The organism is Microbacterium sp. SORGH_AS_1204, assembly GCF_030818935.1.
Taxonomy (GTDB): domain Bacteria; phylum Actinomycetota; class Actinomycetes; order Actinomycetales; family Microbacteriaceae; genus Microbacterium.
The window spans coordinates 2,032,213-2,051,933 of record NZ_JAUTBD010000001.1 but is presented as its reverse complement, the minus strand read 5'-3'; the positions used below and the strand labels follow the sequence as shown (position 1 = coordinate 2,051,933).

Genomic DNA, 19,721 nt, shown 5'->3' with positions numbered 1-19,721 from the left:
ATGTCTAGCGAGTGCCCACTGCTCGCGGGGTGGGTCGGGAATCGAGACCCGTCAGGTCAGGGGATCGGAGGTGGGCGGCGCCGACGGTACAGGAGTTGTTTCTTCGCCTGTCAGGGTGCCGCAGCGTGAGATAGCGAGCAGTTCCAAAGCGGGGCGTCCGTCGGATAACGCGTCTTCTACGCTGACGGTGAGGCCAAGCGGCTTGTACAGCACGTCTACGTTGGAGAAGGAAACACTGACTTGCGGATCGACCCTTTCCCAGTCGTCGCCGAGCAGACCCGGCAATGATTCGATGAACAAGTCGATGTCGAAGTCTTCCGGGACATAGACGAACCAATGTCCGGTGAAGAACGCTCCTTGATGTCTGCTCAGGAGCAGAGGATTGTCGCAGGGGTAAGGATCGCTTCCAGGCTGTGGCACGACTTCTTTCGGGTTGGGGACGACCGCCACGATCCGGTCTAGGGAAGACGTCACTTCATCGCGAACCGCTTCATAGGTTGGTGCGTTCAAACCACATCCTCCAAGTCCGAGCGTCAATGGCAAAAGCAAAGCCGCAGTCAATTTCCGTCCCACGCAGTCGCCTCCTTCAAGATCTTCTTCACGAAACGCAGCACGTTGCCATTCACTCTTTCGTCGTCGCTCATCAGAGCGTTGTGGTGCTCGACGCTGTCCTTCACCACGAGTGGCGATGCTCCTGCCAGTTTCCACATGCTGGATCCCGGGAGCCCAGTATCAACGATGTGTACACCGCGGAATTGCTCGGGCGGGACGTCGAAGCCGAGGTATCCCATCCGCTGCCCGGCGTAATAGCGGTTGATGTCATCGGGACCCTGTGCCGCGTAGTAGTCGGTCCCGGGCGAGGGCTCGTAAGGACCCACAGCCCCCACGGCGGCGGCCATGAATCTGGCATCCACGGTTCCGTCGTATGCCTCAGCGGCACTGCCGATAGCACCCGCGTATGAGTGCTCGTAGCTCACGGTGTAGAGGTCAGCGCGAGCAGCCTCAACACCGCGCACGAAGGCCGCGTACTCAGGTGCCCGCGCCGCGGCGAAGGTGTTGAGCTGCGGTCCGTCGAGCATGAGGAGACTGAGCTGCGGCATGGGGCCGGTCATCACCGTGAAAGACACCACCGTTCCCGATGCCTGAGCGGACTGCCACTCCGCGAACCGCGTAACAGGTTCCTCGCCGTAGAAGGAGTCGGCTGTCGTGTTCGTGCCCGGCACGACGAACAGCGCGGCCTTCGCCGTCGACGGGTCGCCCGACATCTCGATGAGCGAGCCGTGGCCGGGATCCCACGCGTAGAGCTGCTTCGTGCCGTCGCGCACGCCCCTGAAGTAGGCGATCTCACGGTCGATCGCGGCGATGCGCGCCTGGGTGGCGTACAGATCGGGATCGGAGCGGAGGACCGGCCGGCGCCCCGTGAGGATCGCTTCCTCCCGTCGACGAGCGAGGTCGGCGAGATGACCCGCCGCGCGAGCGCGGTTGGCGGCCACCCGGTCGGCGAGAGCGACGCCGTCGAGGTTGCCGATGAGGGCGGGAAGGCCCGCGACCAGTGCGGCGGCGACGGTGGGGGAAAGGCTCGCCCACCACGTCGCTACCGCCTCGGGCCGGCCGCGCCGGATGATGTCGGCCCATTCGGGGTGCTCACGCAGCAGGCGCGCCGCGTTCGCGCCGCCTCTCCGGGCGAGACGGTGCAGCAGAGGGAGCACGGCGTCGTCGAGGACGGACCTCGACGGGGTGGCCAGCAGGGATTCATCGGCGGGGAGGTCGCGAGTGAGGGTCCACGACACATCGGGGATCGCGCGGAGCGCCGCGGCGCACGCGCGCCCCGCGGCGTCCCACTCCTCGACGAGTTGGGCGCAGTCGCGACGGAACGCGCGCTCGCGGTCGGCCTGCTCGATGTCGCGAAGGCGGCGGCCGAAAGGGTCGCTCGCTTCGGGGAAGGCGAGACCCGCGGTGGCCGCCTGCTCCTCACGTCGTGCGATCAGGGCGTCGCGTCGACGGTTGGCTGCCTCTAGATCCTCTGCCAGTGATTCGATCGCCGCTCGGGCGCGGCGTAGACCCGTGTCGATCTCGGCGGCGGCAGGGCTGAGCTGGCGCAGGCTCTGCTGCAACTCGGAGGCCTCAGGGGCGCGGTAGACGCCGGGAAGCAAGCCCCACGAGAAGAGCACGTGGTCGGCCGCCAGACGCGTGGCGGAACCCGCGGCCTCGAGGGACGCCGCGAGTCGGCGGAGTTGTTCGGGGTCGGCTGGACACGGAGGGATGTCGTCGAGCGAGAGGGTCACAGAGGCCCCCGACCGAATCGCGACGGGTCGAAGAGTGCGGCGCCGGCGTCGGCCCGTGACGTCGTGGACGCCATCTCGTCGTCGGCCGCCACGTAGGTGAGGACGACCGCACGGAGGGGTCGTCAGAGCCGACCGACCCAGCGACACGATGCCGCGCGACAGGTCGACCCGGGCGCGCGTGACCTCGTCGAACGCGTCGCGCGCCGGCGAGAGTCCGGTGAGCGCGTCGCTGAGGGCGTCGACCGCGTCGCGCAGCGCCGCCGAACGATCGAGGGCATCGTCGAGGGCGAGACGCACGCGTTCGGCGATGCCGATGGCCTCATCGGCCTGGACGGAGAAAGACATGACCGGATGCTAATGAAAGCGCCGCCACGCCCGTTGCGGCCCTGTGGATAACGCGCTGGAGTTCACCAGACCGCTCGCCCGCGGACGGTCGCGCGGTCAGCGCCCGGCGGCGTATCCCTGCGCGCCGCGCGGGTTGGCGGCGGCCCACAAGATGCCGTCGGCGTCACGGCCGACGGCGGTGACACGGCCGAGCGACCAGTCGCCGGTCAGACGCACCCGGTGACCGCGCGCTTCGAGGGCGGCGACGACACCGGCATCCATTCTGTCTTCGACGGTGACCCCGGCGGGGGTCCAGGTGCGCGGCCAGAACGAATCGATCAAGGCGGTCGTGTTCAGCGTGGGGGCGTCGATCGCCTGTTGGCCCGTGTAACCGCCGACCAGGATCCGCAGGATCACCGGCAGCTGCCACTGATCCTGCTGGTCGCCGCCCGGCGAGCCCATCGCGATCACCTCGGAGCCGCGCGTGAGCAGGGTCGGGGTGAGCGTGGTGCGCGGACGACGCCCGGGCGTGAGGGATGCGGGATGCCCGGGAAGGAGCCACGTCGCCTGCAGCCGTGTGCCGAGGCAGAAGCCCAGGCTGGACACGGTCGGCGAGGACTGCAGCCACCCTCCGGACGGGGTCGCGGAGATGGCGTTGCCCCAGCGGTCGATCACGTCGATGTGGCACGTATCGCCGCGCGTCTGCCCCGAGCGGTCGACGGTGGGTTCGCCCGTCGACCCATCGGCGACGGCCGCGTCGGTGCGCAGCGGCGGGAGCTGCGGTGAGCGACCGTCCGGCGAGCCCGGGCGCAGCAGCGGCGACGCCTCGCGGCCGATGAGTGCTCGCCGCTGAGCGATGTAGTCGTCGGCGAGCACCGCGTCGGCGGAGACGGCACCGTCACTGTCGCCGAACCAGGCGTCGCGGTCGGCGTACGCGAGCTTCTGCGCTTCGAGCAGCAGGTGAGCGCCGTCGGCGGTCGCGGGATCGAGATGCTCGTCGGCGGCATGCTCGATGAGTCGCAGCGTCTGCAGCAACGCGGGCCCCTGCGACCAGGGGCCGGCCTTGAAGACGCCCCACCCGCGGAACGTCACCGTCTCCGCCGCCTCGTAGTCAGCGCGCCAGGATGCCAGGTCGTCAGCGGTCAGGATGCCGGGGTGGTCGCCGCCGTCGGCGTGCCGATGCGGGCGGCGGATGAACGCCGCGGCTTCGGGCAGCACCTCGGTCATCCACCGCGTTCGCGCGGCGTCGATCCGTGCCTCGCGGTCGGCGCCGCCCGCGCCGACGAGACCCTCGAGCACGTCGGCCCACACGGGGTTGCGCACGAGGGTGTCGGGCGCGGGCGGGGAGCCGTCTGGCATCCATCGCTCCGCCGACGTCGGCCAGTGCTCCGCGAACAGGTCGGCGACCCTCGCGATCGTGGCGGCGGCGCCCGCGACGAGCGGGTGCCCGTCACGGGCGTAGCCGATGGCGTAGGCCAGCACGTCGGCGAGCTCCCAGGTGCCGTGGTCGCGCAGGAGCAGTAACCAGGCGTCGACCGCACCGGGAACAGCGGCGGCCAGCCCGCCGGCGCCCGGAACGAGGTCGAGGCCGCGCGCGACGAAGTGCTCGATGGTCGCACCCGCGGGCGCCGGTCCCTGGCCCATCAGGACGACGGGAAGATCCGCGCCGGCTGGACGGATGAGCGCGACGAGGTCTCCGCCGGGGCCGTTCAGGTGCGGTTCGACCACGTGCAGCACGAACGCGCCCGCGACGGCGGCGTCGAACGCGTTGCCGCCGCGCTCGAGCACCGCCTGCGCGGTAGCCGTCGCCGTCCAATGCGTGGAGGCGCACATGCCGAACGTGCCCCGGAGGGTCGGCCGCGTGGTGAAGGCCGCCGGCGGCGTGAAGCTCATCGCGAGAGCCGGGCGATCCACTCCTCGACCTCGTCGGCGGTGCGCGGGATCCCCGCCGACAGGTTGACCGGGCCGTCGGCGGTCATGACGATGTCGTCTTCGATGCGGGCGCCGATGCCGCGGTACTCCTCGGGCACGGTGAGGTCGTCGATCTGGAAGTACAGTCCGGGTTCGATCGTGAAGACCATGCCCGGTTCGAGCAGCCCGTCGTAGTACATGTCGCGTCGTGCCTGCGCGCAATCGTGCACGTCGATGCCGAGGTGATGGCTGGTGCCGTGCACCATGTAGCGACGGTGCTGGCCGCCGGTGTCGGCGTCCAGCGCCTCTTCGGCGGTCACGGGCAGCAGGCCCCACTCGGCGACGCGGGCGGCGATGACCTCCATCGCGGCTTCGTGCAGTCGCCGGAACGGCACGCCGACCTTCGCGGCGGCGAACGACGCATCGGCCGCCTCGCGCACCGTCTCGTAGATGCGGCGCTGGATGTCGGTGAACGTGCCCGACACGGGAAGCGTGCGGGTGATGTCGGCGGTGTAGAGGCTGTCGACTTCGACGCCGGCGTCGACGAGGATCAGGTCGCCGGGCTTCACGGCGCCGTCGTTGCGCGTCCAGTGCAGGTAGCAGGCGTGCGGGCCGGAGGCGGCGATGGTGTCGTAGCCGACGCTGTTGCCGTCGGAGCGGGCGCGTTGATGGAAGACCCCTTCGACGACGCGCTCGCCGCGCGGATGCTCGATGATGCGGGGGAGTTCGGCGACGATGTCGTCGAAGCCCCGGCCCGTGACCTCGACGGCGAGAGCCAGCTGGGCCAGCTCGTATTCGTCTTTGACGAGTCGCAGTTCGGAGACGAAGCGGGTGACCGCGTCGTCTTCACCGACCGTGCGGTCGTCGTCGGTCGCGGCGAAGTCGTCGAGGTGGGCTGTCGCGATCGCCAGATCGGCGGCGACGCCGTCGAGTGCCGGACGGGGGCCGATCCAGAACTCGCCGATCGTGGCATCCGAATAGAACTCGGCGGTCGTGCGGTCGGCACGCTCGCGGAAGTAGAGCACGGCCTCGTGGCCCTCGTCGCGCGGCTCGAAGACGAGGACGGCGTCGGGCTCGGCGTCGCTGCCCCAGCCGGTGAGGTGCGAGAACGCGGAGTGCGCGCGGAAGGGGTAATCGGTGTCGTTGCTGCGCTGCTTCAGCGCGCCGGCCGGGACGACGACGCGCTGACCGGGGAACGCCCGCGAGACGCGCTCGCGCCGTCGGGCGGCCCATGCCGCCTGCTCGCGCGGCTCGGGCAGCGAGGCCGGGTGCTCGGCCCAGCCGGTCGAGATCGTCTCGAGGAAGCCGCCGGGGAACGGCGCCTTGCGGTTGCTGGGGGCATCGAGCTCGGCGGCGTCGGCCTGGGGCTCAGCGGTCTGCGCGGTCGTGTCGCTGGTCGAGGGGGCATCCATCGTTCCAGTCTCGCACCGCATCGCGGCGGGTGCACGGGGAACGCGCGCACGGCCTCGCCGCCCGGGCGGGGGAGGAGGCGTCATCCGGTTCGTCGACGGCCTCAGGCGGCTCGTCGTCCGGTGGGTCGTGGCATCCGATCGGCCGACGGTTCGAGCACGTCGCTGCGGTCGGGGTCAGCCCGCGGTGCGCTCGAGCTGCACGACGATGGGCCGATGATCGCTGCCCGAGCCGTCGAGCGAGCGCATCACGACCGAGCCCGAGACGGTCCAGTCGGGCGTCGCCATCACGTGGTCGATGGGCGCGCCGAGAATCGCGGGCGCATAGGTCGGCCAGGTGCCGACGCCGCCGTTTCCGCTCTCGGAGGCGGTGTCGTGACAGCGTCCAAGGGTGCCGCCGTCGACGCCCATGCCCGTCATGTGGTCGAGGGTCGCGTTGAAATCACCGGCGAGGATCACGTTGTCGCTCGCGCATTGATCGGCCAGCCACTGCAGGTCGCTGCGCCACTGCGTCATGTACTCCTGGCGGGGGGCGACCGCGTGCGCGGCGACGATGATGGGTCCGTCGCCGGAGGTGGGCATCGCCACCGCGCTGGGGACGGTGGAGGTGTTGCTCGAACCGTCGAGCGAAGACTGGATGACGGAGTAGTCGCCGAGCTCGGGGCGGATGAGCACGGTGGTCGAGGTGGCATCCCACCCGGTGATGCCGTACTCGCCGTATTCCGCGTGGTGCGCCCACATGGGTTGGCCCATGTCGCGCATCATCTCGGCCACCTGGGCCCCCGTGTCGATCGTGGTCTCGGGGAGCGTGACCACATCGGCCTGCATGCCGACGGCGAAGCGCGCGATCGACTCGGCGGACGTCGCAGAACCCGCCGTGTTCCACGTCATGACGCGCAGGCTCGTCGCGGTCTTCTCGGGGAGGTCCTCCGACCCGAGCCCGCGCTGCGAGAGGATCGCGACATTGATGCCGCCCGATACGCCCAGGATGAGGGCGAGCACCAGGGCCAGGGCCCGCAGGGGGCGGATGAGGGCGAACAGCAGCATGAGCAGTGTCGCTGCGAGCAGCGCGGCCGCCAGCGGAGCGCGGAACGAGATCACCTGCGCGAGGGGGAACGTGCGCTCGAGCCCGAACGCCGAGGGCCACGTGAGCACCGCGGCGCCCGCCGCGACGGCAAGCGCGACGAGGGTACCCAGCAGTCGACGCACGCACCCGACCTTAGGTCAGACATCTGTGAGATCGACGGACATCGACCGGATGCCGCCTGCGTAGCCGACCGGGTGAGCGCCGTCCGGTCGGGACGGGGGGCGCTACGCTCGACGGGTGCCGCACGTTCGTCGATTCACCGGGCCGAGCGACCTGCACCTGCACTCGTCGCACTCCGACGGGACGGAACCCCCGGCCGAGGTCATGGCTGCGGCCCACCGGCACGGTCTGCACACGGCGGCTCTCACCGATCACGACACCACCTCGGGGTGGGCGGAAGCGGCGGAGGCGGCGACCTCGCTCGGGATGACGTTCGTGCCGGGCATGGAGCTGTCGGCGCGTCACCGGTGGCGCAGCGTCCATCTGCTCGCCTACCTCGTCGACCCCGACCACGAGGGGCTGCGGGCGATGACCGATCGCATCCGCTCGTCGCGTCTGGACCGCGCGCAGATCATGGCGGAGCGGATCTCGCACGACTATGACATCGCCTGGGACGACATCGTCGCGCAGACCACCGACGGTGCGACCGTCGGACGTCCGCACATCGCTGACGCGCTCGTCGCGCGCGGAATCGTCGCCGACCGCACCGAGGCGTTCGCCGGCATCCTGCACCCGTCGGGCGACTACTACGTCGCGCTGTACGCCCCCGACCCCGTGACCGCGGTGGAACTCGTGGTCGGTGCGGGCGGCGTGCCGATCGTGGCGCACCCCGCGGGGCGGGCCCTGCTGCCCGACAGCGTGCTCGAGGCCATGTTGGCGGCGGGACTCGCGGGCTTCGAACTCGCGCACCGCGAGAACCTGCCGGAGCCGACCGCGATGCTGGCCGAACTGGCCGTGAAGCGCAACCTCATCGTCACCGGATCCAGCGATTATCACGGCCTCGGCAAGCCGAACGTGCCGGGGGAGAACACCACGGCGGATGCCATGGTCGAGCGCATCTTCACCCTCGGGCGCGGCACGGCGCCGGTCTTCCCCTGAGCATCGGGCCCCCCGCACGCGAGAACGGCGCCGACCCCGCGGGGATCGGCGCCGTCTCGAAGTGAAAGCGTCAGGCGACGGGAGCCGTCGGCGTTCCCGAGCTGCCGCTGCCGCGGCGACGACGGCGACGACGCGGGGCCGCGTTGCCGTCGTGGTGCTCCTTGCCGGCGCCATCGTGCGTGCCGGCGCCACCCTCTTCGCGTGGGGTGGCGTCACCTGTGGGGGCGGGACCCTCGGCCGACGACGATCCGCCGCGGCGGCGACGACGCGGGGCGCGGGTGCCCTCGGCATCCTGACCCTCGCTCTTCTTCTCGGCGCGGGGGGCGGGCCGCCTTCGGGGCGGTGACGAGGCGACCCTTCGTGCCCTCGGGGATGTTGAGGTCGGTGAACAGGTGCGGGCTCGACGAGTAGGTCTCGGTGGGTTCGGGCTGGCCGAACTCCAGGGCCCGGTTGATGAGCGCCCACTTGTGCACGTCGTCCCAGTCGACGAAGGTCACGGCGATGCCCGTGCGGCCGGCGCGGCCGGTGCGACCCGCGCGGTGCAGGTAGGTCTTCTCGTCGTCGGGGATCGTGTGGTTGATCACGTGTGTGACGTCGTTGACGTCGATGCCGCGCGCGGCGACGTCGGTGGCGATCAGAACGTCTTTCTTGCCGGCCTTGAAGGCGGCCATCGAGCGCTCGCGGGCCTCTTGGCTCATGTCGCCGTGGACCGCTGCGGCATTGAAGCCGCGGTCGCCGAGCTCGTCGACGAGCTTCTGCGCAGCGCGCTTGGTGCGCGTGAAGATGACGGCCTTCTCGCGACCCTCGGCCTGCAGGATGCGGGCGATGACCTCGTCTTTGTCGAGGGAGTGGGCGCGGTAGACGAGGTGCTTGATGTTCGCCTGCGTCAGACCCTCGTCGGGGTCGTTCGCGCGCATGTGGATCGGGTTCGACATGAAGCGGCGCGCGAGGGCGACGATGGGCCCCGGCATGGTGGCCGAGAACAGCTGCGTGTGACGCACCGCGGGGACCTTCGAGAAGATCTTCTCGATGTCGGCGAGGAAGCCGAGATCGAGCATCTTGTCGGCCTCGTCGAGCACGACCTCGGTCGCGTGCGAGAGGTCGAGCAGGCGCTGGTTGGCGAGGTCGATGAGACGACCGGGGGTTCCGACGACGATCTGCGCGCCGGCCTTCAGCTGGTCGATCTGACCCTCGTACGCCTTGCCGCCGTAGATCGCGACGACGCTGGTGGGGCGGTTCGAGGTAAGCATGTCGATGTCTTCGTACACCTGCACGGCGAGCTCGCGGGTCGGCACCACGATGAGCGCCTTCACGCCGGGCTCGGGGTTCGGCCCGAGACGCTGCACCACGGGGATGCCGAAGCCGAACGTCTTGCCGGTACCGGTCTTGGCCTGACCGATGATGTCCTGACCGGGCAGGCCCAGGGGGATGGTCTGCTCCTGGATGGGGAAGGCATCCACGATGCCTTTGGATGCCAGGGCATCGACGATGTCCTGGTCGATGCCGAGCTCGGCGAATGTCGTCATGAGCGTGCCTGTTCCGGCGGCGAGAGACCGCCTGGGGAGTCGGATCCACGCCCTCACTCGTCCACAGGCGCGGGGTCCCGATCCAGTGCCGGGACCCGACCACTCTACCCGGCGTGTCTCCGACGCCCCCGACGCCTAGGCTGTCGTACGTGTTCGCGTGGTTCCGTCGTCGTCAGCGCCCGGTGGGCCGCACACTTCAGTTGCGCTCCCGCGGCGACCTCGGCGAGGCGATGCGCGTCGATTTCGCCGAGCTCGCGCCCGAGGTCGAGACCTTCCTCGGTCAGGCTGCGTATCTGCAACTGGGCTTCTTCGAGACGCTGAGCGAATTGATCGCCCTCACGCCCGAGCTCGCCGAGAAGGAATCGCTCTCGCGAGCGGCCGGGGCGGCGCTGATCAAGCACCAGGAGCTCGTCGCGCTGATCCGCGACCGCGGCGCCGATCCGACGCAGCTGATGCTGCCGTTCCGCGAGTCGCTCGACGCGTTCCGGCGCAACACCCACGGAGTGCGCCCGCAAGAGACCATGCTCACCGTGCACATCACGGCGGGGCTCCTCGACGACTTCTACCTCGCTCTGTCGTCGAGCTACGGCGACACCGGCCGCCGCGTCGCCCGCATCCTGCAAGCCGACGACGATCGGCAGGCGATCGTCGACATCCTCGCGGCCGCCATCGACAGCGACGAGGAGTGGCGCTGGCTGCTGGCCCTGTGGGGTCGACGCCTCGTCGGCGACACCCTGCTCGTCGCCCGCGCGGCGCTGCGTCACGGCCACCTCGACAGCGCCGAAGAGGCGAAGGTCGAACCCGTGTTCAGCGAGCTGATGGGCGCGCACGCACGGCGCATGGATGCCATGGGGCTCGCGGCCTAGGCAGCGGTACACGCCCGCGTGCATCTTGCGTGGCACTCGCCCGCCTCGGCGGCAGATGGCTCGGCGTGCGGGGGCAGCGGCAGCCGGCTCGGCGTGCGGGGTCAGCGGAAGCATGCCCGCGGAGGTTGCGTTGGCATCCGGCTCGCGCGCAGGGGCGGCGGGAGCGTGCCCCCGGAGGTTGCAGTGGCGTCCGGCTCGCGTGCGGGGTCGGCGGGATCGGCCGCGCGTGCGGGTTCAGCGGCGTCCGCCGCGCAGGCGGAACAGGCGGGACCCGGCCCGCGGAAGATGTGCTGGCGTCCGTCGCGGGCGACGCGCGGAGGTCACAACCCGAGGCGTGCTCGATCGGCGGCGTCGCGGGAGAGGCGCGCGCGGGAAAGAAGCGGAAGCAGCGCGAACACGGTCGCGGCCGGTGCGAGCACCGCGACGAGCCACAGCACCGGCGCGTCGACGCCGAACCCCATCCAGGTGAGCGCCGTCCACACCACGGCCGCGGCCGCCGCGCCGGCGAGCGGCGCCAGCGCGGCTCCGCGCACCTCGCGATGCGGCAGCGTGAAATGCGCCGCCAGGCCGATGACGGCGCCGAGGATCAGCCCGAGCAGGATCTGCACGGTCGTGGGCTCAGGCGACGAAGCCGACGCGACGCGACTCTTCGGTGCCCAGTTCGACGAACGCGAGGTTGGCGGTGGGGACGAGGTAGGAGTTGCCCTTCACGTCGGTGAAGGTGACGTGGCTGGCCGAGTTGTCGAGGGCCGTGGCGACGGCGGTCTTGACGGCGTCGGAGCTCTCGTTCGTCTCGAAGTTGAGTTCGCGGCCGGTGTTGGTGATGCCGATGCGGATCTCCACGATGCGTCCTTTCCCCGCGGGCCACGGTCGGCCCGGCGCGTCCTTCGACTCTAGGGCAGGCTCGCGGCCCCCCGACCCGGCGGGGGCGGCGCTTCGCGGACGGCGAACGCTCCTCCACATCCGCTCGGGGTGGAGGCTGCCGGAGGGGCGGGGAGGCGATGTCGGAGGTGCGGTTTAGCGTGGACGCATGCAGAATCCGGACGCCATGACAGCCGAGGCGTCCCCCCTGCTCGGAGCCGTCCTCGATGTCGATCAGCGGGTGGTGGTCGAATGGGCGGCGGAGGTGAGCGGCGTCGTCGTCGGAGCGCCCGGTTCCGGCAAGACGACGACGCTGCTGGCGCGGGTGCGAGAGCTCGTGGCATCCGGGGTCGACCCCGACCACGTGCTGGTGCTCACTCCGACGAGGCCGGCCGCGACGGCATTGCGTGACCCGCTCGCCCTCGCCGTGGGGCGCGCGACCTCGGGGGCGCTCGCCCGATCCGTCGCATCGTTCGCGTTCCAGGTGGTTCGCGGCGCCGAGGTGCGGCGCGGCGCCGAGCCCCCGCAACTACTCACGGGCGGCGACGAAGACCAGATCATCCGCGACCTGCTCGAGGGCGACGCACTCGACGAGGTCGGCGGCGTCTCGCGCTGGCCCGAGTGGTTGAGCCCGGCCATCCGTGCGACGCGCGGCTTCCGCGGCGATCTGCGCGCCTTCCTCGCCGAGTGCACCGATCTCGGGGTGTCATCGGCGGATCTCGCCGACCTGGCGCAGCACCTCGACGTCCCCGTCTGGGCGTCCCTGGCATCGTTCTCCGACGAGTACCGCGCGGTGCGTGCGGCCATGCGCGGCGCACACCGCGACGCCGCCGATCTGGCCCGTGAGGCCGGAGCGGTGCTCGACGACGCACGATCCGACCGCGACCTGCTCGGTCGGTTCGCCGACCTGCGGTGCATCCTCGTCGACGATGCGCAAGAGCTGACCCCGGGCGGCATCGACCTCCTGAGGGCCTGTCGCGCGCTCGGCATCGGTGTGGTCGCCTTCGGAGACCCCGACGTGGGCTCGGGCGCGTTCCGCGGCGCGACCCCCGAGAACTTCGCCCGACTGACGCGCGAGCTCGGGACGACGATCGCGCTCGGCACGCCGCACCGGGGAACGCCCGAGCAGATCGATCTCGTGCGGCAGGTGGCATCCCGAATCGGTGCCGCCGGCGTCGTGGCGCATCGTCGTGCCCCGGTCGGTGCGCCGGCGATGGGCTCGGTGCGCACGTACCTGCTCCGATCGCCCGCCGAAGAGATCGACGCCATCTCACGGCTCCTGCGGGAGCGCCACGTGCTCGAGGGCGTTCCGTGGGGCTCGTGCGCGGTGATCGCCCACGACTCGCGGCAAGTCGCCACACTCGAGTCCGAGCTGGCAGCGCGCGAAGTCCCGGCTCGAGCCAGCGGACCCGGCCTGGCGTTGGGCACGCAACGTCCCGTGCGCGATCTCGTGCGGCTGGTCGAGTTGGGCATGACCGACCCCGCCGAGTGGTCGCCCGACGACGTCGTCGACGCGCTGCTGGGAACCTTCGGCGGTCTCGACCCGATTGAATTGCGGCGGCTGCGCACCGCCCTGCGACACGCGGAAGTCTCCGTCGGGGGAGTGCGCTCCGCGACGGAACTGCTGGTCTCGGGCGTGCGTTTCCCGCTCGAGCTCGCGGGCGTCGACAGTCGCGAGGCGCGACGGGCGATCCGGGTCGGCGAGACCCTCGCCGCGCTGCACGTGCAATCGCTTTCACGCGCCACCGCGCACGAGATGCTGTGGACGGCGTGGGAACGCAGCTCCCTCGCCCGAACGTGGCGCGAGGCGGCGCGGGGGCACGGACCTCTCGCCGAGCAGGCCGACCGCGACCTCGACGCCGTCGTCGCGTTGTTCCAGGCGGCGAAGCGGTACACCGAGCGTGAGCCCGACGGCGAAGCATCCACGTTCTTGCGTGCCGTCCTCGACAGCGACGTGGCCGAAGACCGGATCGAGCAGCCGGCCGTCGTCGACACGGTACGCATCCTCACCCCGGCGGCCGCCGCCGGCACGTCTTTCGACACCGTCATCATCGCCGGTGTGCAAGAGGGCGTCTGGCCGAACACGCGTCTGCGCGGGGGGTTGCTCGAGACCTGGCGCCTCGCCGACGTGGTGCAGAACCCCGACCTGCCGGCCGCGGGAATGCTCGACCGTCGTCGAGCGGCGATGCACGACGAACTGCGGCTGTTCGTGCGAGCGCTCAGCCGCGCAGAGAACATGCTGATCGTCACCGCGGTCGACGACGACGACACCGGCCCCAGTGTGCTCTTCGAGATGCTCCCGACACCGGAACCCGCGGCATCCATTCCCGAACACCCGCTGTCGCTGCGAGGACTCGTCGCGCGTCACCGGCGCTCGCTGACCGCACCGCGCGTGCCTGCTGCGGAACGCGCGCACGCGGCCGGGCAGCTGGCGATCCTGGCCGCCGCCGGGGTGGCGGGCGCCGCGACCGAGGAGTGGTACGGCGTCGCACCGCCGACCTCGACGGCGCCGCTGCGCGACCTCGAGCGAGAAGACGTGCGCGTCTCGCCGTCGCGCTTGCACGCGCTCGAGGAATGCGAGCTCGATTGGGTCATCGCCGACCTCGGAGGTGACCGCGGGGGCACGACGGCCGGCATCGGCACCATCATCCATGCCGCTCTCGAGACCGCGGCATCCGGCTCCGAAGACGATCTGTGGGCGGTCGTCGAGGAGCGCTGGGGAGAACTCGTCTTCGACGCCGCGTGGCGGGACCGGGCGGAGCGCACCCGTGCGCGGGACCTCGTGCGACGGCTCGCTGCGTATCTACGCCGGTTCGACGACGCGGGCGGCCGGCTCATCGGCGCGGAGCGGCATTTCGAGGTGCCCATCCCGGTGGCCGACGCCGGCGCGCATGGTGCTGTGCTCAGCGGCGACATCGACCGCGTCGAGATCACGCCGTCAGGCGAGGTCGTGATCGTCGACCTCAAGACGGGCAAGAACGAACCCCAGACCGACCAGAAGGTCGCCGACAATCCCCAGCTCGCGGCGTACCAGCTCGCGTTCTCGTCGGGCGCGATCGAGCAGGTCGCGGGCCTGCCCTCGGGGGGAGCGAAGCTGCTCGTCCTGCGCCCGAGCGCGACGAAGAAGGACTACGCCGAACCCACGCAGAAGCCGTTTGACGACGCGCAGCGAGAAGAGTTCGTCGGTCGTGTGCAGCGCGCGGTGGGTGTCATGCGGGGCACGCGCTTCGCCGCGCCTTACGAGGTGCACTGCCGCGACGAATTCTCGTACGGCCTCTGCCGCATCCACACGGTCTCGGCGGTGAGCGCCTCGTGACCGGCGTGCTCTCCGCCGCGACCATCGCGGCCGCGCTCGGGCAGTTCCCTCCCACCGCTGAGCAGACGGCGGTGATCGAGGCGCCCCTCGCCCCCGCCCTGGTGGTCGCGGGGGCCGGCAGCGGCAAGACCGAGACGATGGCCGGCCGTGTGGTGTGGCTCGTCGCGAACGGGCACGTGCGACGCGATGAGGTGCTGGGTCTCACCTTCACGCGCAAAGCGGCCGGCGAGTTGGCCGAGCGCATTCAGAAGAGACTGCAGCGACTGTCGGAGTTCGAAGCGCGAGGACTCTTGCCCCTGCTTCCCGCCCTGCACGCCGCGGGAAAGCTGGCTGTGTTCAGTGAGCTGGCGTCGATCGAGGGGATCCGCGGCGACAGTGCTCGGCGGGAGGCCCTGGACGCTCTGGTCGCCGATTCCGGCGTGCGCGCAGAGCAGACTCCCGACGGCGATCAGCTGCTGCACCGCCCGACGGTGTCGACCTACAACAGCTTCGCCGACTCCATCGTGCGCGAGCACGGGCTGCGTATCGGTCGGGATGCCGAGTCCGCGGTGCTGTCGGAGTCCGCAGCGTGGCTGCTCATGCGGCGCGTCGTCTTCTCCTCCGACGACCCCCGGCTGGAGGAGCGGCAGGAGTCACCGCGAACGCTCATCGACGCCGCGCTGAGGATCGCCCGCGACGGTGTCGACAACCTGGTCGACCTTGACCGGCTCGCCGCGTTTCCCGAAGAGTTCGGGCGCATTATCGAACGCCCGTCGACATCGGCACGGGTCGACGTCTACAAAGAGGTCGGCGACGCGGCAGCGAAGGTGTCGGCGCTGTCGCTTCTCGCGAGCCTCGCTGCGGCCTACGACTGCGAGAAGGCCCGGCTCGGCGTCATGGACTTCGCCGACCAGGTCGCCGGCGCGCTCCGGATCGCCCAGGAGCACCCGGCCGTCGTCGACGAGTTGCGGGCGCGATACCGTGTCGTGCTCCTCGACGAGTATCAAGACACCTCTGTGGTGCAGACCGACTTGCTCGCGACGCTTTTCGGCGGCACGGGTGTCATGGCCGTGGGCGACCCGCATCAGGCGATCTACGCGTGGCGCGGCGCGAGCGCGGGAAACCTGGGCGGGTTCCCCACAGCATTCTCGCCGGAGGGCGGATGCCAGCATTTCTCATTGCTGACCAGTTGGCGTAACAGTTCGCGCGTTCTGGATGCCGCGAACGCGGTGCTGGCGCCGCTCGCCGCCCGCGCCGCGGTTGCTGTCGAGCCGCTCCGGTCGCGCCCGGGTGCGCCAGTCGGCGTCGTCGAGACGGTGTTCGAGAACGACCTCGACGCCGAGGCCGATCGCGTCGCGTCGTGGTTCGTGGGCGTGCGCGCCGCGCGCGCCGCCGAGGGGCGTGCGACCACCGGAGCGTTGCTTTTCCGCAGCAAGAAGCACATGGTGCGTTTCGGCGACGCACTCGGACGACGCGGCATCCCTCACCGCATCCTCGGCCTCGGCGGACTGCTGACGACCCCCGAGGTGGTCGACGTGGTGTCGGTGCTGCGGGTGATCAGCGATCCGGAGGCCGGGTCCGCCCTGATCCGGCTGCTGTCGGGACCCCGGTGGGCGATCGGACTCAGTGACCTTCGCGCGCTCGCGCAAGTGGCTCGTCGCCTCGCCACACACGACGTCGCCCTGCAGCCGCTCGACACCGAGGTAGTGGAGCGCTTGCGGTCGACGCCGGGTGCCGACCGAGCGTCGCTCGTCGATGCCCTCGACTTCGTCACCCGCCAGAGCGACGGACACGGCTGGCTCACCGAGATCACCCCCGAAGGACGGGCACGCCTGCGCGAAGCGGGAGCCGCGTTCGCGGGGCTCCGGCGCAGCATCGGAGCGCCGATCCCCGAGGTGATCAGGCTCATCGAAGCGGAGTTGCGGCTCGACATCGAGCTCGCCGCGAACGAGTCCCGAGGCCCGGCGCGCATCGCCTCGGCGCAGCTGCGCGCCTTCGTCGACGAGATCCGCGGCTTCCTCGCCGCCGACGAATCGGGATCGATCAGCAGCCTGCTCGCCTGGCTCGACCACGCCGAACAGGCCGACGAGTTCGCCCCGCGCACGGAGCCTCCGGAGTCCGACGTCGTGCAGCTGCTGACGATCCACGGCTCGAAGGGTCTCGAATGGGATGCCGTCGCGGTCGTGCGACTCGTCACCGACGAGCTGCCGTCACTGCCGCGCGACACGAAGGGCTGGCTGGGGTTCGGCATCCTTCCGTCGGAGTTCCGCGGAGACTCCGCTTGGCTCCCCGTCTTCGGGTGGCGCGGTGCCGAGACGCAGCAAGATCTTAAGGCCGCCATCGAGGCGTTCGTGGCAGACAACCGCGCGCGTCAGCTCGACGAGGATCGCCGTTTGGCCTACGTCGCTTTCACTCGCGCCCGAGACCACCTGCTGCTGTCGGGATCGAGCTGGTCGGGGACGAAGCGGCCCCGTCGCCCGAGCGTCTTCCTCGAGGAGGCCGCAGACGCCTTGGAGATCGACCTCGCGCTCGGCGAACTGGGCGACGACCCCTACGACGGCGAGCGTCGGCTCTTGCATTGGCCGCTCGACCCCCTCGGCGCGCGGCGGACAGCGATCATGGCGGCCGTCGCGGCGGCCGATACCGCGCGCAACGACGACGCCGTCCGCGCCGATCCCGACCTCGAGTTGCTGCTGGCCGAGCGCGCCGACCGGCTACGGCCCTCGCACGCGCCGGCACCCACGCGGATCCCGGCGTCGAAATTTAAGGACTTCGTCGCCGACTACGCCCGCGCGGTCGACGACCTGCGCCGGCCAATGCCCGAGCGGCCCTACCGGCAGACGAGGCTCGGCACGCTGTTCCACGCCTGGGTGGAACAGCGATCGGGTCAGGTGGGCGCGGGTGTCGGTTTGGATGACGATGGTCTGTGGGACGACGAGGAGATCGGCGCCTCGGCCGCCGACGCCGCAGAACTGCAACGCTTGCGCGAATGCTTCGAGCGGTCGGAATGGGCGAGCCTGCGTCCCCTCGAGGTCGAGACCGAGATCGACTTCGTGACCACGCGGCTCGACGGGCGGGAGCACGTCGTCATCTGCAAACTCGACGCCGTATATCGCCGCGGCGAGCGCTACGAGATCGTCGACTGGAAGACGGGCCGCCCGCCCGCCACCGAAGCCGATCGTCGAGCGCGCATGCTGCAACTCGAGCTGTACCGCGAGGCCTATCACGCGAAGCACGGAGTCGACCTCGACTTGATCGACGTGGCGCTGTTCTACGTCGGGGATGAGCTGGTGCTGCGGGGCTGACCCGTGCGGGGTCCGCGCGCCGTCACGGTGGCGGCGCACGGTTCCGGGTGACGCGGGCCTGTGCGCGGCGCGCCACCGGACCCACGGCGCGGTGCCCGCGCCCGGCCGAGCCCGTCACGCGGCGGACGTGTTGGGGACGATCGAGCCGGTGTTGCTTGACAGCCCCCGCCCCTCCCGCGGCGAACGTGTTCGGGACGTCTCAGACGGTGTCGCCCGACACGCCCCAGCGGCGCAGCGCCGCACGACTCGCGCGGGCGGCGTCTTCTTCGTCGTCGATGACCCGGTCCTGCGCACGGTCGTCGCTCCAGCGCTCCCGGTCGTCGCCCGAGCGCCCCCGGTCGTCGCCCGAGCGCTCCCCGCCGTCGGGCGCCTGCGAATCCTTCCACGGGCTCCGATCCGAGCTCTCCGGCGAACCCCCGGCTGCGGGCGCGTCTTGCGGGTCCCGCGTCGGCGACGGCGGATCGGTCCAGCCGTCCAGGTCCACCGGGGCGGTGGCATCGTGGTCGATCTCGTCGGGGCGGGGCAGTTGATCGACGTGGATGGCACCGGTGTCGGCATCCGGGTTCGTGCGCGTGTCGAGCGCGTTGGCGAGCGCTTCGGCCGCGGCCGCGCGGTCGCGTTCCGCCGCGACGTACAGTGACAGTGCCTCGGGGTCGTACGCGTCGGTCTGCATCGAGGTGTCGACACCACCGGGCGCCGAGACCGGCGGCACGCTCTCGACGAGGGCCATCGCGTCGTGGATGTCGCTGCGGGTGTCGGACACGATGTGGTCGCCGCGCACCCCGTCGGCAAGGGCGTCGAGCAGTGCGACCGCGTCGGCGACGACCTCGGCATCGCCCGCGTCGTGACCGTGGACGAGCCAGCGGGCGAACTCGAGTTCGGCGTACAGCCGTGCGCGCTCGCGCAGCAGTGGATCGGGGGAGCGCTCGCCCGCCGCGGCGTATCCCTCATGAACGTCGTCGGCGGCGGCGGGGGCGGATGCCAGCCACCGCAGGTCGACGGCGGGGTCACCGACACTGAGACCGGACCAGTCGAGGATGCCGACGACGTGCGGCACGCCGTCTTCATCGTCGACGAGAACGATCGAGGAGCTGCTCGTACCGCCGAGGACGACGGCGGACTCGAAGCGCCAGAGGTCGTCGACCTCGAGCGCGCGCCGCCAGCGCAGCATGAGGTCGTCGCTGACCCGGCCGGTCGCGTCGGCGCGATCGAGCAGGCGTCGAACGTCGTCTCGCACCTGCACCGCCGTGCGCACGGGCAGACCGTCGGTGCGCACGATGGATGCCGGCAGCGCGTGCACGGCAGCGATCGCGCCGCCGATGGCGGAGGCGTACCCCGGGCCCTTCGGCAGGTGCGCGGGGTCGATGCGATACCCCTCGATGTGGTCGACTACGAGCACGCGCTGCGTGCCGGAGCCGCTTTCGCCGAGAACCTCGGGGACCGCGAACGGCAGCAGGGCGCGCACGCCGGCCGTCATCGCCTGCAGCGCTCGTGACTCGGCGGCGAGGTCGCGAGCACCGTCTTCGCCCGCGGGCATGCGCACGACCACCTCGCGGCCGTCGTCGGTGCGCGCGAGGGCTGCGTCGAATCGTCCGCCCGCGTTCTCGGTCAGTGCGCGAGCACTGGTGAACACGGTGCCGGGCAGGGCCGTCGTCGCGGACGCGGCTAAAATGAGGGGCGAGCGTGCCATGACCCCCAGGGTAGGTGGGCCCCTCGCCCCTCCGTCCACGCCACGCCCTTGAGCGGGGAGGTCC

Annotated in this window: 12 protein-coding genes and 1 pseudogene; 4 read left to right on the top strand and 9 right to left on the bottom strand. The window is 70.9% G+C overall.

Features of this window, described 5'->3' with window-relative positions; genetic code table 11:
• Positions 1 to 51: 51 nt before the first annotated feature.
• The 5 genes from QE410_RS09385 to QE410_RS09365 all read right to left on the bottom strand — a co-directional run bounded on the left by QE410_RS09385 (position 52) and on the right by QE410_RS09365 (position 7,138).
• Positions 52 to 573, bottom strand: a complete 522-nt coding sequence (locus tag QE410_RS09385; protein WP_307330930.1) for a hypothetical protein — start codon at positions 571 to 573, stop codon at positions 52 to 54.
• Positions 558 to 2,630: a hypothetical protein gene (locus QE410_RS09380; protein WP_307330927.1), complete on the bottom strand. Its 2,073-nt coding sequence runs from the start codon at positions 2,628 to 2,630 to the stop codon at positions 558 to 560. The genes QE410_RS09385 and QE410_RS09380 overlap by 16 nt, the downstream gene beginning before the upstream one ends.
• A 96-nt stretch (positions 2,631 to 2,726) precedes the next feature.
• Complete coding sequence (locus QE410_RS09375; RefSeq protein ID WP_307330924.1) at positions 2,727 to 4,502, bottom strand: gamma-glutamyltransferase family protein; 1,776 nt, start codon at positions 4,500 to 4,502, stop codon at positions 2,727 to 2,729.
• Positions 4,499 to 5,932: an aminopeptidase P family protein gene (locus QE410_RS09370; RefSeq protein WP_307330921.1), complete on the bottom strand. Its 1,434-nt coding sequence runs from the start codon at positions 5,930 to 5,932 to the stop codon at positions 4,499 to 4,501. Before QE410_RS09370 ends, QE410_RS09375 begins: the two co-directional genes overlap by 4 nt.
• Positions 5,933 to 6,106: 174 nt before the next feature.
• Positions 6,107 to 7,138 (bottom strand): endonuclease/exonuclease/phosphatase family protein, encoded by a 1,032-nt coding sequence (locus tag QE410_RS09365; protein WP_307330918.1) that lies wholly within the window; start codon positions 7,136 to 7,138, stop codon positions 6,107 to 6,109.
• 115 nt (positions 7,139 to 7,253) lie between these two features.
• Here QE410_RS09365 and QE410_RS09360 point away from each other — a divergent pair, with 115 nt between their 5' ends.
• Positions 7,254 to 8,114 (top strand): PHP domain-containing protein, encoded by an 861-nt coding sequence (locus QE410_RS09360; RefSeq protein WP_307330915.1) that lies wholly within the window; start codon positions 7,254 to 7,256, stop codon positions 8,112 to 8,114.
• 70 nt (positions 8,115 to 8,184) lie between these two features.
• Here the strand turns inward: QE410_RS09360 and QE410_RS09355 are convergent.
• A pseudogene (locus QE410_RS09355) lies at positions 8,185 to 9,640 on the bottom strand (DEAD/DEAH box helicase).
• Between the two features lie 149 nt (positions 9,641 to 9,789).
• On the opposite strand from QE410_RS09355, the gene QE410_RS09350 reads away from it, so the two are divergent.
• A complete protein-coding gene (locus QE410_RS09350; protein WP_307334438.1) occupies positions 9,790 to 10,506 on the top strand; it encodes a ferritin-like fold-containing protein in 717 nt (238 codons plus the stop codon).
• 320 nt (positions 10,507 to 10,826) lie between these two features.
• Here QE410_RS09350 and QE410_RS09345 read toward each other — a convergent pair whose 3' ends face one another.
• Both QE410_RS09345 and QE410_RS09340 read right to left on the bottom strand, forming a co-directional pair.
• A complete protein-coding gene (locus QE410_RS09345) occupies positions 10,827 to 11,114 on the bottom strand; it encodes a hypothetical protein (protein ID WP_307330913.1) in 288 nt (95 codons plus the stop codon).
• Positions 11,115 to 11,124: 10 nt separating this feature from the next.
• Positions 11,125 to 11,349 (bottom strand): DUF3107 domain-containing protein, encoded by a 225-nt coding sequence (locus QE410_RS09340; RefSeq protein WP_058231307.1) that lies wholly within the window; start codon positions 11,347 to 11,349, stop codon positions 11,125 to 11,127.
• Positions 11,350 to 11,536: 187 nt separating this feature from the next.
• On the opposite strand from QE410_RS09340, the gene QE410_RS09335 reads away from it, so the two are divergent.
• Complete coding sequence (locus tag QE410_RS09335; RefSeq protein ID WP_307330909.1) at positions 11,537 to 14,683, top strand: ATP-dependent DNA helicase; 3,147 nt, start codon at positions 11,537 to 11,539, stop codon at positions 14,681 to 14,683.
• Entirely contained in the window at positions 14,680 to 17,967 is a 3,288-nt protein-coding gene (locus tag QE410_RS09330; protein WP_307330906.1) for an ATP-dependent DNA helicase, read from the top strand. Before QE410_RS09335 ends, QE410_RS09330 begins: the two co-directional genes overlap by 4 nt.
• A 199-nt stretch (positions 17,968 to 18,166) precedes the next feature.
• Here the strand turns inward: QE410_RS09330 and QE410_RS09325 are convergent, their stop codons facing one another.
• Entirely contained in the window at positions 18,167 to 19,657 is a 1,491-nt protein-coding gene (locus QE410_RS09325) for a phosphotransferase (protein WP_307330903.1), read from the bottom strand.
• Positions 19,658 to 19,721 lie beyond the last annotated feature (64 nt).